Below are 14,639 nucleotides of genomic sequence, written 5' to 3' on the forward strand. Positions count from 1 at the left end.
AGGAAAATAAGAAAAATAGTTATCATTTCACTTTTGATAAGTACTTTGATATTAGGATGTAGTCAAAATATAGAAGTTAAAAATGACGAAAAATTAATCATTGGGCTAGTTTTTGGAGACACAAATAATGAAGAATTCCAACGTAGATTTGTAGAACCATTTTTAATTTTACACCCAAATGTCGATATAAAAGTCGTATCTGCGATAACAGAAGATCCAGCGACTCATAACCCTAATGGCCCTTATCAAAATGTCTTAAATTTACTAACAGGTACTGAGCCGGTTGATTTATTATTTATGGATTCCTCATTATATCAAATACTGTCTCAACAAAATCAACTTAAGGAGTTATCTCCCTTTATCAATAAGGATAAATTTGATATTAATTCTGCTAAAACTTCAGTTATTGATTACTTGAAACAACTTGGAAACGGAAATTTATATGGCCTATCTCCTTCCTTTCAAACAAAGGTTGTTTTTTATAACAAAATGTTGTTCCAAAAAGCTAATCTTGAACCTCCTCATGATTTAATGACTTTGGAGCAATTATTTCAAAAAGCAGAACTATTATCTTTACAACTAAAAGAGGATAATATTTATGGAATAAGCTTTGACAGATACAACGACTCTAACTATTTCAATATTATAAACAACTATTTATCCAGTTTAAATGTGAGAATGTATGATATAGACCAAAAGAAAATGACAGTTGCAACTGATACTTGGAAGGAAAGCTTCCAGCTAATTGATTCATTATTCCAAAAGAACATTACACCAATAAAATCTGAAGGAGAAGACCTATTTCTTAACAATAAAGTTGGAATAATCATAGAAAACTATAATTATTTTAATTCACTAAAAAAACAAATGCCCAGCAATTTTGACATAGTTACTTATCCAATTCATACCGGATCTCCTCATGTAGGAAGTGAAATTACTTTTAGCAACATTATCGCCATTAATGCCTATTCTAACAATACTGAAATAGCATGGGAATATCTCAAGTTTATTCACAGCCAAAAATGGGCAAAATCAAATAAAGACATACCTAGTGAATTATTTACATTTTATAATCACAAGGAAGATACCGTATATAATATCGATGCTTTCTATAAGTTGCAATCTTCTATATCAGCAAATTATCAGTTGGACTTATACAATAATTTCAAAATAATTAATGATATTAGAATGATAATCACCGAAGGGAACAAACAAATAGAATCTGCAAGGAATAAAGAAAAATCAATCACAGAAGCACTTAACGAATGGGAAGATTCGGGAAATGAATTATTGAATAGAAATACTAACTAATTTTTTCTATTCTAAATAGTTTTGATCTTCTTGCAAAGTCACTTCGTCTCCTATTCGAAGTGACTTTGCATTTAATCACTACTTTTTCACATATTGAGCGAACTTCTGATAATCGCTCTGCTTGCATTCCAGAACAAGCTTCGTGCCCTGCTCCTCATATTCAGTAGCAAGTACATGCGCATGCTCATTCAAGTAAGAGACATACTGTCCTTCGTGATAGGGAATGAGCATCTCACACTTCACGTAATTGCGGAACACCTTGCCGCGAATCGCCGTGACAAGCTCATCTAGCCCCTGCTTGCCCTTGGCCGAAATATACAAGGAATTGTCCTGCGATTCCGGTATTTCTCCATCCTTCATGTCGATCTTGTTGAAAGCATAAATCATCGGAATATCCTCGATTCCAATTGCCTTCAGCGTCTCATTCGTAATGTGAATGTGCTGCTCATACTCCGGATTGGAGAAGTCCACAACATGCACGAGCAGGTCGGCTTCTCTCACTTCCTCCAGCGTAGAGCGAAATGCCTTCACAAGATGATGCGGCAGTCTGCTGACGAAGCCAACCGTGTCGGTCAGGAGGAATTCCTTCTTATCCTCCAGCTCAATGTTGCGGACAGACGTTTCCAATGTTGCGAACAGCATATCCTTTTCAAATACGAATTTGTCCTGTGATCCCGTAAACTTTCCAACCAGTGCGTTCATTACCGTGGATTTGCCCGCATTCGTGTAGCCGACGAGCGAGACGACAGGGATCTCTGTCTTCTTCCGCTTCTTACGTTGAATTTGGCGATGCGCTACGAGCGTTTCCAATTCCCTGCTCATGGCTGTAATTTTCTCTTCAATCCGGCGACGATCCAGCTCAAGCTTTGTTTCACCCACGCCCTTGTTCTTCGTGCCGATACCGCCGCTCTGGCGGCCAAGTGATTCACGCAAGCCAACAAGACGCGGCAGCATATACTGCAGCTCTGCCACCTCGACCTGAAGCTGCGCCTCACGAGTCTTCGCGCGCTGTCCGAAGATGTCCAGAATGAGCAGCGTCCGATCCACGACCTTGCAGTCTAGATCGGCTTCCAGATTGCGCAGCTGCGAAGGCGACAGCTCATCATTGAAAATAACAAGATTGGCTTCTTGCTGCTTCAGCATGATCGTAATTTCCTGTATCTTGCCTGTGCCGATGTAATGCGACGTATTGATGCGGCTCAGATTCTGCGTCACTGTCCCGACTACTTCGACATCACATGCGCTCGCCAGGTTCGCCAGTTCCTCCATCGAATATGCAAAGTCTGGCTGATGATTCATATTCACGCCGACCAGTACGGCCTTTTGCGGTTCGATTGTTAGTTGTTCCATAAAGTTATTCCTCCATGTTTCTATTTATTTTGTTCCTATCATGCCTGGTTCTCATACAACTTGATGCACAAAAAAACACAGGCATCCCGCCTGCGCTTGGAGTAATCGTATTAATTCTGGATCGCAACCTTCTGTATCCTATTACACATAGGATCCTTGCGGCTAATTAGATCGAACTCCCACCTTGATAGGGGCGATTCAATCCAATTGGAACAACCCAATGGCCAACTGTACAGTCTACAGCTATTACCGCTGTTCGCAGTTAACGCTGCCAGCATCCACTGATGCACACAGCTGTATTCGCATTATCAGACACATGCACCCCAATTGCCCCGAACCAGATAACACGATCAGGAACAAGCAATACATGCGACGACAATGCTCAAAGAGACATACTTCTCTCCTTCAATAGCGGCAGACACGTGCAATGGGCACAACAAAAGAAGGTAGGCACGATCCCTCCCTCTTCTGTCGCCAACCATTTTATTAGGTTCCGTAGCAACAAGGCAGACCAATCCCGATTACTCTGCACACAAGCAGAGCTAATGAGCACTATTCAGTTAGTGACACATGCGTTCAATCGGATTCTTCCTAGGCGGAAGATGGTTGCCTTATTTACCACTGTGAACCCTCCGTTCTGTCAAAGTTATCCTCATCCTAACACAGCCAAAGTATTGAAGCAAGTAGTTATCTGCATAAATCTTATTCTCCTAGATTCATACAACTAACTAGAGCTAAGGACAAAGGCATCGAAATCGATAGGGAAATCGGATTTATTCTCGTAATACATGCTGTATGTACCAGGCGATAACGTAATGGACGGAGTGCTAAAAGTTCCGTTGACACTAACTGGGACAAAGCTGCCGTTATTAGCTCCAAGTAATTTGCTGAAGCAAAAGTTATTATATGTACAAAATAATCGTCAGTGCTTCGACGCACCTGCTACATTTCCGTACATCACAATGGTCAGCACCATATCGAAAACTTCGGAAAACCGGTAGCGGCTTTCAGCCAGGTAATCTGTATCAGTCAACGATTCGATCGCTGCAAAGATGATATGTGCCACAACCCCTTGATCGATATTCTTCCGAAAATAACCTTGCTCAGCACCGTCCTCTAATACCTTCACCAAATGATTAATAATGACGTGCTTGCGCAAATTCTGAAATTTCTCATTTAAAACGGGCACGCTGTGCTTTATATCCTCGATCGCGGATCGCTCAATACCGTTCAATCGCTCTACCATCAAGGCCATAAAGGTACGCAGCTTCACTTCAGGCTCCTGCTTGCTCGCAAGCAGCTCATGAATGTCTGCCTCAATTTCTTGAAATAGCTTCTCGATCACGATTTCCAGCAAATCGTATTTCGAATCGAAGTAGCGGTACAGCGTAGCCTTGCTCATCCCAATCCCCTGCACGAGATCGTCCACGGATAGATTGGAGTAACCGTGCCGAAAAAACTGGGATGCAGCATGCGTTAACAGTCTCGCTTCCGTCTTTTTGCTCATGTCAGGTTCCTCTTCCGTAATGATAATGATATGAAGTAATTTCATTTTAAACAAGGGCAGCAATTAACGCAATCGGAAGCAGGACGACATAAGGAATGATCAGGAGTAGGGTTACCTTCCAGTCCCCCGTCAATCTTCGCAGCAGAAGCGGTCCAAGGAGCCAATATAACTGAGCGGTGTATAAGCCCGGAAAATATTCGCCGAAATAAAGGCTCCAAGTGGTGTGTGCGATGGCATTGCCGAGCGCTCCATAAGCTGTAAAGAACAAAACGGGAATAAGAAGAACGGGCTTACGCCGGACAAAGGCAAAGATAGCGGCAAGAGCGAAGCAAGAATAGGAGATCATGTTCAACACAACAAAAAATTGCGCGGTATAGGGTTCTCCACCATAAATAAGAGGAAAGCGGGTTGAAAATCCGGTAGAGAATTCTTCGGAAAAATGAATGAACTGCCAGGCTAGAACACCGAAGTAGAACGGCAGAACTTGCAATGGTTCACTCGGTTCAACTTTCCTCCTATACAACGTAATAAAAATCGAGTATGCAAACACGATCCCAAGGGCAAATGTGACGATTAGCTCATACCCTGAACTTAGATAGCAGAAGAGCACAAACAGGATAGCAGACAGAAATGTAGCGACTACGAAGTCTTTTTTCTGAATCCAAACCATGCAAATCCCTCCCTATTTCGAAACTATTTATACTAATTTAGTTTCATGTTATCAATTTATCTCCCCACAAATTGGATGTCAACCTATTTTGTTCTTAATCACATTCATTTTTTATGAAGTCATTTCAACTTAAGGACATCTGCCATTCTTTTTTACCTTGAAAATAACAGAAAAACAGCTCGATCAGCCACGAGCTGTTTTTCTTATAGGAGTTTATTTTTTCAGAGCAAGTAATGTCGTAATTAAATAGTTCTTGATAATCTTAGATGGATCATCACTACACCAGCTCCCTCAGCCAATAAGACAAGAACTCCCGAATACGTTCATCCCTCTCAGACTGCAGTACTCGACGGAACATCCAGCGTACCCGCTCTCTTACCGTCCTATCCCGCTTCGCACACAATCCTAGAAGATCAATACAATGCAGCCGCTCGGCCGCGCGCCCATTCTCAAGCAGGTGGGCATATACAGCAGTTCCTCGGGCAACTTCCCGCTTGCAAGCATCTGCCAGACGCGGATTTCCGTACTCCAACTCAAGATCTGCCGGCTCGCCGGACGCAATGAGAACAAGCAGCTCCAGCATGTAAGGACGCGCCGTATCCGTCGTATTCTGAATCATGCTTAGCAAGCAAATGGATGTCGGTACAGCCACTTCATACAAGGCGCCCTGCACAACCACAATTGCTTCTATTGATTCACTGGCCAGCTCCGCTTCTGCTGTTGTCGAAGCATCCTTCAACTGAAGGAGAGCCTCAGGCAGCCGTTCCGCTGCTTCTGCCCCCCGATATGTCGTCCAAGGTATGCGAATGATATCCCATGTCATCGTTCAGCCCTCCTTCTAGGATGCCATCTCTTCTATGATTAACATATTAGAGATGCCTCCGAATCAGAAGCATATCTGCGTAATCGAAGGATGCCCCTAAGCGATAACAGATACCCTATTGTACTTCCCACTTTCCATCGCGCATGAGAATTCGATACTCCCGTGAGTAAACCATCATTATATCTGAGCGCAAGTGCAAGTTGCCGCCGACTCTCGAATATATTTAGTTGCATAAACACGAATCGATTCATGCGGATCGATCAATCACACATGGAGGCGAAGGCCATGAACGTCATGAGAGCTTTGGGGTATGAGGAAACCGATCGTCTGCTCATCATTAATGCCGACGACTTCGGTATGTGTCATGCAACGAACATGGGGATTATGCAGCTGCTTGAGGAGGGATCGATTTGCTCCACCTCCATCATGATGCCATGCGGCTGGGCCAAGGAAGCAGCGAAGTGGAGCGCCGCTCATCCAGAGCTGGACATCGGGGTACACCTCACCTTCACGAGCGAGTGGGAAGGGTATAAATGGTCGGCGATGAACCGTTCACGAGACATCTCCACCCTGCTCACCGAGGAGGGCTACTTCCCTGAGGATTGTCTAACCGTCGAACATCTCGCCGATCCTGAGCAAATTCGCTGTGAAATGATTAGTCAAATTGAAGCGGCAAGACGTTTTGGCATCAATATTACGCATGCGGATAACCACATGGGCAGCTTGTACGGACTCGCGTCGGGACGGGATTTCCTTGACGTAGTATTTGATGTATGTGCAGCGTATGGACTGCCGTTCCGCATGCCAAGACGTATTGGCGGCATGAAGCTGAATCCAGAACTCGAGAAGATGGCGAAGAGGCGGATCGATCTGGCAGATGCCAAAGGGGTTGTCATTCTTGATACACTGCTCGGGCTCCCTTATGAACGGATTCCAGGAGAGACATATGCTCAGGTCAAAGCCAAGGCGGAAGCACTCCTACGCGGTCTTCTTCCCGGTATTACCGAGATGTACCTCCACCCCTCCATCGTATCTGATGAATTAAAGGCCATTACTCCACATTGGGAGAAGCGCGGCATGGAATGGAGATTATTCCGCGATTCAGACATCAGGCGTGTCATTGCAGAAGAAGGTATTCAACTCATTCGTTGGCGGGATTTGCGGGATGTACAGCGCGGCCAGCTCCCACCGCTTATGTAGGAACAAGGAGGAGGGTCATACCATGAGCATTGCGATATCCCCTGCACGCAAAGCTGCCTTCGCTTCAGGAAATATATCTGCCAACTTATTGGCCCAAATGTTCGCAGCCTATATTGTCTATTATTACGTTGACATCCTTGGCGTCCGTCCAGGACTCATCGGCATTGCGATGGTGATCCACGGACTCGTCGGCGCCTTTCTCAATCCATTGTTCGGCTATATGTCCGATCAGTTTCGTACGAGGTGGGGCCGGCGCATTCCCTACATGGCATTTGGAACGATACCGCTTGCGGCTGTATTTACCCTCATCTGGTTCCCACTTGCTTCCGGTAACGGGCTGTTCTGGTACTTCCTTGTGTTCGTGCTGCTGTACGATATTCTGTATGTACTCGTCATCCTCAATTATTCAGCCTTGTTCCCGGAAATGTTCGTTACGATGAAGGAGCGAGCATCTGCCTCTTCGTGGAAGCAAATGTTCGGCATACTGGGGATGATTGGAGGGGTAGCAGCACCACCGCTAGTCTATACCGAATACGGATGGGGGGCTATGGGGCTTACCTTCGGAATCATATCCGCTATATTTCTGGCAGTGATGATCTGGGGCTCGAAGGAGAATGAGCAGGCATCTGCTCGCTCAATCGGGTTATGGAAAGCTATTGTGTATACGTTCTCTAACCGTTCTTTTGTCGCCTATGTACTGGGCGGTTTCTTCGTGCAATTGACCTTTGCTCTTCTGACCGCGGCGATTCCGTTCTTCACCAAATATGCACTGCACGCAAATGAAAGCGCCAACACAATTATGCTTGGGCTGGTCTTCGTTACTGCGATCCCGTTCGTGTACGTATGGGCGCATTGGACGAAACGCTACGGACCGCGCAAAACGATGATTGCTGCCATCGTATGCTATATGTTTTCCTTAGCTCCACTTCTGTTCGTCTCATCGGAACTCGGTGCCTATATAGCAGGCGCATTCATCGGGTTCAGCCTTGCTGGACTTATCATCCTACTCGACATTCTCCTCTCTGAGGTCATTGACGAGGACGAGCGCACGACAGGGGCACGACGCGAAGGTATGTATTTCGGGATGAATGGATTTATTATTCGGTTCGGCGTCTCCCTGCAAGCCATTATTATGAGCACCGTACTCGAATCCAGCGGCTATGTTGCCAATAGCGCGCAGCAGCCTGACGCAGCCATATTGGGGATTAGACTGATGCTGGCAGGCATCCCAATCGTTGCACTCGTATTCGCCATCATTTGCTTTGTTATCTATCCGATTCGCAGCTCGCCGCAAAGGAATGGATCTTAGCAATTTACACTTTAGACTCTTAGCTTTGCTTTTGCTCTTACTCTTGCTCTTACCTTGCCGATAGTTCTCCCTGGTGTTTCCTTACCGAATCAACCGCCGAAACGCTTCGTCAGCTTGTCCATATGGGCTTGTGCAATCTCACTCAAGTCGATGTCATACTTCTCCGACAGCACAATGACATTCGCCAGCACATCACCGAGCTCTTCCACCAGTTCTTGACGCAGTTCATCGCGGCTGCGCTCCCCTTCATCTGGACGGTCACGGCCAATTTCCAGCGCCCGAACAACACGTGCAACCTCTCCCACTTCCTCCATGAGGAAGCCGACGCGAATAAAGGAATTATATTGCGACCATTCCCGCTTCTGATAAAATTGCTGCACCCACTGTTGAAATGGTTTCATCTCCATTGTAAATTAACTTCCTTTCCTAACCAATGATGTCTATACTTAATGAAGTATACCAGATGAGGAGGCATTACTCGTGAAAAGATTATGTGTGTATTCCGGATCCAACTTGGGGACGCACCCCAACTTCGCCTCTAGCGCGCAAGCTCTAGGCCGTGTACTTGCTGAGAAGAACATTGAACTTGTATACGGCGGCTCCAAAGTCGGTCTCATGGGCGAAGTAGCCAATGAAGTGCTGCGCCTTGGCGGCAAGGTAACAGGCGTTATGCCGCGCGGATTGTTCCGAGGTGAAGTTGTACATACCAACTTGACTGAGCTCATTGAAGTAAAAGATATGCATGAACGCAAAAAAACGATGATCGATCTGTCTGACGGATTTATCTCGCTGCCAGGCGGATTCGGAACATTTGAAGAGCTGTTCGAGGTCATTAGCTGGGCACAAATCGGCATTCATCAGAAGCCAATCGGCGTACTGAATGTGGAAGGCTATTTCACACCTATGCTGGAAATGGTTCGGCACTCCATCCAAGCAGGATTTGTGAAGCAAGAGCATGAATTGCTCATCCTTGCTTCCGCTGACCCTGCAGAGCTCGTTGAGAAGCTGCTTCAATATACACCGCCGGTATTCGGCAACAAATGGAGCCAGCTGGATTCTGAATCCGATAAATAGCTTCTGACTTTTCAACCTTGTCTAACATGATATACGCGAAAAATAGGTAACGCATCAACTCGTACAACTCATCATCCATGTTCATCTGTGGAAGCTCCAACGCGAGCTCCTCCACAGATCGGATGTGGTTCCCCCGTTTTCTTCCTGATGCATGCTCGAAGTCAACTAATTACTGTATCCGCCTATCCGCCCAATCACCCCATCCTAACTTTCAGTATTTTTATTTCTCTATTTTTGCTTATTTCTTCTCACTTCTAACTTTCTAACTTCCTCCTTTCCCATCTAAATTTCATTCCTACCTGCTTATTTCAATGACATCTTCATCTTGGGAACTCCATTCATTTGCGTTATACTCAGGTAAGAGTGTAAAAACACGGTTTTCGGTTGGTAGTCCGAACGTTCCGGCATGAAAATGTTTGGGATCAGTAACCTTCCCCCCTTGGGATGTCCCTCACTCTTTATGACAAAGGGGGAATAGAGTGTGAAGTTAACCGTATTTTTTGAAGGTCCGTTCTGGATCGGAGTCGTCGAGGACACTGTCCATGGGCGTCTGAAGGCTTGCCGCCATGTATTTGGAGCAGAGCCAAAGGATGCAGAAGTGCTTGAATTCGTGGAAGTATTCATGATGCCGCTAATGGAACGGATCACGCAAACTGCTGTGAGCGCCCAAGAACCGCTGCGCCGCATCAATCCGAAGCGGCTGGCAAGACGTGCCGCAATGGAAATGAAGCAGCGCGGCATATCGACGCAATCCCAGGAAGCACTGCGTCTTGACTGCGAGAGCAGGAAGAAGGAGCGCGTATGCCGCTCTCGGGAAGAACGCGAAGCCTTGCAGGAGAAAAAACGGAGCATTCGCATTCACAAGCGGAAAGAAAAGCATAGAGGCAGATAATCTGCTGCTATGACGCAATCGCCCCGCGCAGCACTACTGTGTCGGGGCGATTGTTGTTCATGAACGCAACGTGTCAGAAGAAAATAAAATTAATGAGGGAGGACTCCGGTTCTCCTTTTTTTCGTGAACTTCGCAAAAAATCTTTCTTGCTACGATGAGAAGTTGCAAGTGAGAGCCTCGTCTATATCTATGAACAGACAACGACGAAGGAGGAGAGCCATGGGCTGCACCGAGTCAGACAAAGACATCATCGAGCAAATTCTTGCAGGCAAGCTGGATTTATACGCGATTCTAGTCAACAAGTACAAGCAGCGAATATACGGCCTGCTACGAGGGATGGGAGCAACTCATGAAGATGCCCAGGATATTTCGCAGGAGGCATTTATTAAGGCATACCGCAAGCTGGCGGATCATGATCGAAGCAGAAGCTTTGCGTCATGGTTGTATACCATTGTTGTTCGTACCTATCAGGATCGATTTAAACGCAAGCAGCTTGCACTGGTCGAATGGGAACAAGAAAAAACAACCTATTTTTTCATTCAATATCTTCAAGCATAAAAAAATCGGGTCAGGCATACACCGTGTCGTATTGCATGGTGTTGCCTAACCCGATTTTACATTTCCGATTACAATATATGTTCATTTATTCATTAGTTATATACAACGTAATTCCACCCGCGAGAATCCAGCCGCATCCCCGTTCAGTACCTCTTCATCTTATACTTACGAGACAATCCAAACCGAAATCCGCTTACATCTCACCCTTGCGATTAGGCATGCTGTTTTGCAGGGCGACGCTCCAGCTGAGTTCTCAGATCATCCAACTGTGCCAACAGCTGCTGCGAGATCTCATTCATTCGCCGATAGGATACTGTCGCTGCATCGCGGTTGCCATCATCCATCTGACGAGCAGCTTCACCTGCCAAGCGATGAAGCATCTCATGCTGCCCCACCATATCCTTGAACAGCGGAAGATGGGCCACTGGCGAATCGCTTCGCTGCTGCTCTGTTGCAATCCATTTGCCAAGCCGGCATTGATGGAAGTCCTCCATGACAGCAGGATCACTCTCATCGAAGCCGAGAAGCCGATTATACGTGCACCATTTCCATAGTAGATGATCGGTCTTCATAATTCGAATCCATTGTGCATCATCGATATGACGGAACCATTCAAGCGATTGCTTGCGCAATGTCTCAACCGATTGGCTGGTTGTATAGAGATGCTGACCGGTAGCATTGGCCATAGACATCATTTCTTCTGTATTCTTCACAATGCCAGTCATGCTGGCGGTAATTTCTTGTGTAGCATCCGCTTGTTGTTCGACAATAGAAGCGATGGCATCCTCCGAAGAACCTACCTCTTCGACCGACTGCATCATACGATCCAACTGCTCGAAAGCGCTTTTATTTTTATGATGCTGGATATCCATTTGCTCCGACATATCCCGAGTCCGCGCTTGCACCGCTGTAGCCATGCCTTGAATGCTCTCAATGACATCATACACATCATGAACGGCCTGCTTCGTTTGATCAGACAGTTTGCGAACTTCCCCAGCCACGACAGCGAAGCCGCGTCCTTCTTCCCCAGCACGTGCTGCTTCGATCGAAGCGTTCAACGCGAGCAGTTGTGTCTCTCCAGCGACCGTGTCGATTAACTGTACGACGTCCGTTAACTTCTGCATGGAACGCTGTAATTGGTCAAAGCGAGTGCGTGTATCTAAGAACAAATCATTCATCTTCTCGAAGCCTTCGATCGTCTCTTCAACAATCTTCCGATTCTCCTGTAGCGCCGCAATCATATTCACCGTATTCGTAGCAGAATCTGCCGTCTGCACGGACACCTCTTCGATGGAAGCTGTCAATTGCTCGGTAGCAGCCTGAATGTCCAAAACATCTTGAAGGGATCGCTCAGCAGCGATCAACAGTGTGTGCAGTCCATCAGACTGAATTAACATTTCCATAATGTCGCTATTGTTGTCCATCAGGCGATATTCCGTTGCAGACTGATAGGATTCCAATACAATTTGGGCATCCAGCATCACAATCCGGTGAAGCGCCATTAAGATCGCAGATGCATCATTTGAACGGAAATCATTCACGATGATGGGAACCAAGTACTCATATACGCGCAAGAACGAGGCAATGAACCATTCCGGCTCTAATTGTATGCGGCTGTGCACCTGCCCAATTCGCTCTCTCATTCGCACGTATTCTGCATCGAATGCAACCTGAGGGATCGATTGCAAATAGGCGATAAACGTTCCCTTGAGCCTTGCCCTAGTACTGTGCTGATCAATCATTCGCTTCATTTCTGGCAATCCGAACAGTAAATCATAGTGGCGGTCTGTGATCGCTTCTGCGTACTTTTCCATGTAGGGAGCCAAACGACGCAGACATTCGGCATCTTTCGATGTGATTTGTAAGAAATTCATCTTTGTTCGTAGGGAATCCAATACAACATTATCGGATTCGGTTATCGAGTGAGGTAACATCGGTTTTCGGAGAATCACCGAATTCATCCCTTTCTCTCTCTAGTGGTTGTTGATGTTTCCATAATTAATAGAATGCATATCCCCCTAAGTAATAGTACCATATCATTGATCATGACAAAACTGTAAGCTAACGTAAGTCAAATCAATAGATATGCTCCCTATAAATCTACTACAATGGAGTTAACATACAATTATGAACAACCTTACCTATTTATCGGCGGAAGGAGGGCCACCTATGAGCAACACATCGCGATTCCAACCGCGTCCAACACGATGGAAACTAGCTGTTACCTTGCTTGTCATCTGCCTGATGGCGCAGCTGCTAGCTGGGTGTGCGTTGGGCGGCAAGAGTGAGGGCAAGGCGAAGAAGGAGAATGCCTCCACCTCACCGATTCAGTATCAGATAAATGCCAATTGGAATGAGCAGACTCGAACGATACAATCGCAGGCCGTCGTTACGATTCGCAACGTATTCAATCGCAACCTTAAAGAGCTAGTCTTCCATTGGTTCGCCGACAGCTACCGCAAGCCAGAGACGATGCCTGTTCAGTTCAAGCAGCGCAACGAACAAATTCGCAATCAATCTCCTCAGGATGATGCCCATAACAGCCATAGCATCGATGATCGGTTCTTCGGGGGAATAACGACGAAGAAAGTAACGACTTTAGAGGGCAAAGCACTGCAATTTAAGCATGCAAACCAATCGATGACGGTCACGCTTAACAAGGGGCTTGCTCCTAATGAGACCGTATCGATTCGCATTCATTATGAAGTCCAAGTCCCGTATGGCGCACAGCGGTTATCCTATACAGATGATTATGTTGGCGGTACTTACTGGACGCCGCAGCTAGCCGTCTTCGATTCGATTCAAGGAGGTTGGAACCGGGTTCCGAACAATCCGAAATATAAGAGTGATTTCTTCTATGCTGCGGATTACGATGTAAGCTTGAATATGCCTGCCTCATGGAATGTGGCGATGACGGGCAGCTTGATTGACCAGCGTGTGGAGAATGAGAGGAAGATTGTTCATTCAAACGTGCAAAATGTCCGTCATTTCGGCTTCTACGCAAGCCCGAAATATATAGAGACGAAGGTCGATCTGCCTAGTGGCGGACAACTGTCTGTATTCACCTTCGAGCAGCCGGACGAGGAACAGATGAAGAAATATACAGCAGCGCTGCAGGATGCAATCGGATTCTATTCCGATAAGATTGGACTGCTGCCAATCAAGCATTGGAAATTCGCCGAAGCCCCATTCCCCGAAATGACGGACAGCTTGAACGAAGTAATCTTGTTCAACCGTCTCGGTGCAGCGGGTAATGAGCAAGGTGTGCTGTCACAGGATGTGCTGCGATCGATTGCCAAGCAATGGTTCTCACTTGCGATCGGACATAATGCGCTTACTGAAGGATTTTTGGAAGAAGGATTATCTGAATTCGCAGCGCAATACTATCGTCACGAACAGGAGGGAGCACCTTGGGCGATGTCGATATGGAACGGACAGTATCCAAATCTATCATCGCTGGATACATGGAAGGATCCAGATGCTGGAGCCCTCGTCATCCCATCCGAGCAATGGCCAGCCGTACTGTTCCAGAAGCAGGTAACGACTCCCGCGTTCCATGTTGGCCAATATTCTGAGCTGCTCTACCGCGTCAAGGGCGCTGCCCTAATGGTGCAATGGGTACAGAAGGCAGGCACCGAGGCGCTGGACATCGTCTGGCATAAATATTTCCAACGCTACAACGGACGGATGGCTACCATAGACGGATTTACGAATCTGATTGGCAGCACACTTGGAGATGCAAGAAAGTCAAACATGCAGGAACTGCTGTCGATGACAAATCCGAAGCCGCTTGCGTAAGTGTTTATCGAAGAATGATGGTAGAACACTCTGAAATCATCCTTATCCTATCAATGAATTAAGGGGCAGCATTTGCTGCCCCTTTTGCATGCTTATTGGTCGTCTGGGACTTGGACTCAACTGCTTGGACTGCCCCTCCGTCATCCT

At 46.3% G+C, this 14,639-nt stretch carries 13 protein-coding genes; 7 read left to right on the forward strand and 6 right to left on the reverse strand.

What is annotated here, in order from left to right:
- The first annotated feature begins 33 nt into the window (after positions 1-33).
- A complete protein-coding gene (locus PBN151_RS00860) occupies positions 34-1,311 on the forward strand; it encodes an ABC transporter substrate-binding protein (RefSeq protein ID WP_072727280.1) in 1,278 nt (425 codons plus the stop codon).
- Between the two features lie 78 nt (positions 1,312-1,389).
- On the opposite strand, the gene hflX is transcribed toward PBN151_RS00860, so the two are convergent.
- The 4 genes from hflX to PBN151_RS00880 form a co-directional block, all read right to left on the reverse strand.
- Positions 1,390-2,661, reverse strand: a complete 1,272-nt coding sequence (gene hflX / locus PBN151_RS00865; protein ID WP_072727281.1) for a GTPase HflX — start codon at positions 2,659-2,661, stop codon at positions 1,390-1,392.
- Positions 2,662-3,583: 922 nt separating this feature from the next.
- Positions 3,584-4,168, reverse strand: a complete 585-nt coding sequence (locus PBN151_RS00870; RefSeq protein ID WP_072727282.1) for a TetR/AcrR family transcriptional regulator — start codon at positions 4,166-4,168, stop codon at positions 3,584-3,586.
- A 46-nt stretch (positions 4,169-4,214) separates the two neighbouring features.
- The gene (locus PBN151_RS00875; protein WP_072727283.1) at positions 4,215-4,838 is read right to left on the reverse strand and encodes a hypothetical protein; all 624 of its coding nucleotides are present in this window, start codon (positions 4,836-4,838) and stop codon (positions 4,215-4,217) included.
- A gap of 277 nt (positions 4,839-5,115) precedes the next feature.
- Positions 5,116-5,661, reverse strand: a complete 546-nt coding sequence (locus PBN151_RS00880; protein ID WP_072727284.1) for a hypothetical protein — start codon at positions 5,659-5,661, stop codon at positions 5,116-5,118.
- Positions 5,662-5,946: 285 nt separating this feature from the next.
- Here PBN151_RS00880 and PBN151_RS00885 point away from each other — a divergent pair, with 285 nt between their 5' ends.
- Together PBN151_RS00885 and PBN151_RS00890 are read left to right on the forward strand one after the other, a co-directional pair.
- Positions 5,947-6,861, forward strand: coding sequence for a polysaccharide deacetylase family protein (locus PBN151_RS00885; RefSeq protein WP_072727285.1), 915 nt, complete (start codon positions 5,947-5,949; stop codon positions 6,859-6,861).
- 22 nt (positions 6,862-6,883) lie between these two features.
- Positions 6,884-8,170, forward strand: a complete 1,287-nt coding sequence (locus PBN151_RS00890) for an MFS transporter (RefSeq protein ID WP_072727286.1) — start codon at positions 6,884-6,886, stop codon at positions 8,168-8,170.
- Positions 8,171-8,259: 89 nt separating this feature from the next.
- Here PBN151_RS00890 and PBN151_RS00895 read toward each other — a convergent pair whose 3' ends face one another.
- Complete coding sequence (locus PBN151_RS00895; protein ID WP_021257581.1) at positions 8,260-8,577, reverse strand: MazG nucleotide pyrophosphohydrolase domain-containing protein; 318 nt, start codon at positions 8,575-8,577, stop codon at positions 8,260-8,262.
- Between the two features lie 73 nt (positions 8,578-8,650).
- On the opposite strand from PBN151_RS00895, the gene PBN151_RS00900 reads away from it, so the two are divergent.
- The 3 genes from PBN151_RS00900 (at position 8,651) to PBN151_RS00910 (ending at position 10,694) form a co-directional block, all read left to right on the forward strand.
- Positions 8,651-9,244: an LOG family protein gene (locus tag PBN151_RS00900; RefSeq protein WP_044355891.1), complete on the forward strand. Its 594-nt coding sequence runs from the start codon at positions 8,651-8,653 to the stop codon at positions 9,242-9,244.
- A 481-nt stretch (positions 9,245-9,725) separates the two neighbouring features.
- Positions 9,726-10,136 carry a YjdF family protein gene (locus PBN151_RS00905; protein WP_072727287.1) on the forward strand — a complete coding sequence of 137 codons (411 nt, stop codon included), beginning with the start codon at positions 9,726-9,728 and terminating at the stop codon, positions 10,134-10,136.
- Positions 10,137-10,355: 219 nt separating this feature from the next.
- Positions 10,356-10,694 (forward strand): RNA polymerase sigma factor, encoded by a 339-nt coding sequence (locus PBN151_RS00910; protein ID WP_072727288.1) that lies wholly within the window; start codon positions 10,356-10,358, stop codon positions 10,692-10,694.
- A gap of 212 nt (positions 10,695-10,906) precedes the next feature.
- Here PBN151_RS00910 and PBN151_RS00915 read toward each other — a convergent pair whose 3' ends face one another.
- Entirely contained in the window at positions 10,907-12,655 is a 1,749-nt protein-coding gene (locus PBN151_RS00915) for a protoglobin domain-containing protein (RefSeq protein ID WP_072727289.1), read from the reverse strand.
- 208 nt (positions 12,656-12,863) lie between these two features.
- Here PBN151_RS00915 and PBN151_RS00920 point away from each other — a divergent pair, with 208 nt between their 5' ends.
- Positions 12,864-14,492 (forward strand): gluzincin family metallopeptidase, encoded by a 1,629-nt coding sequence (locus PBN151_RS00920; protein WP_072727290.1) that lies wholly within the window; start codon positions 12,864-12,866, stop codon positions 14,490-14,492.
- Positions 14,493-14,639 lie beyond the last annotated feature (147 nt).

Origin of the sequence: Paenibacillus sp. NAIST15-1, assembly GCF_001894745.1 — a bacterium.
In the GTDB taxonomy this organism is placed as follows: Bacteria; Bacillota; Bacilli; order Paenibacillales; family Paenibacillaceae; genus Paenibacillus_B; species Paenibacillus_B suaedae.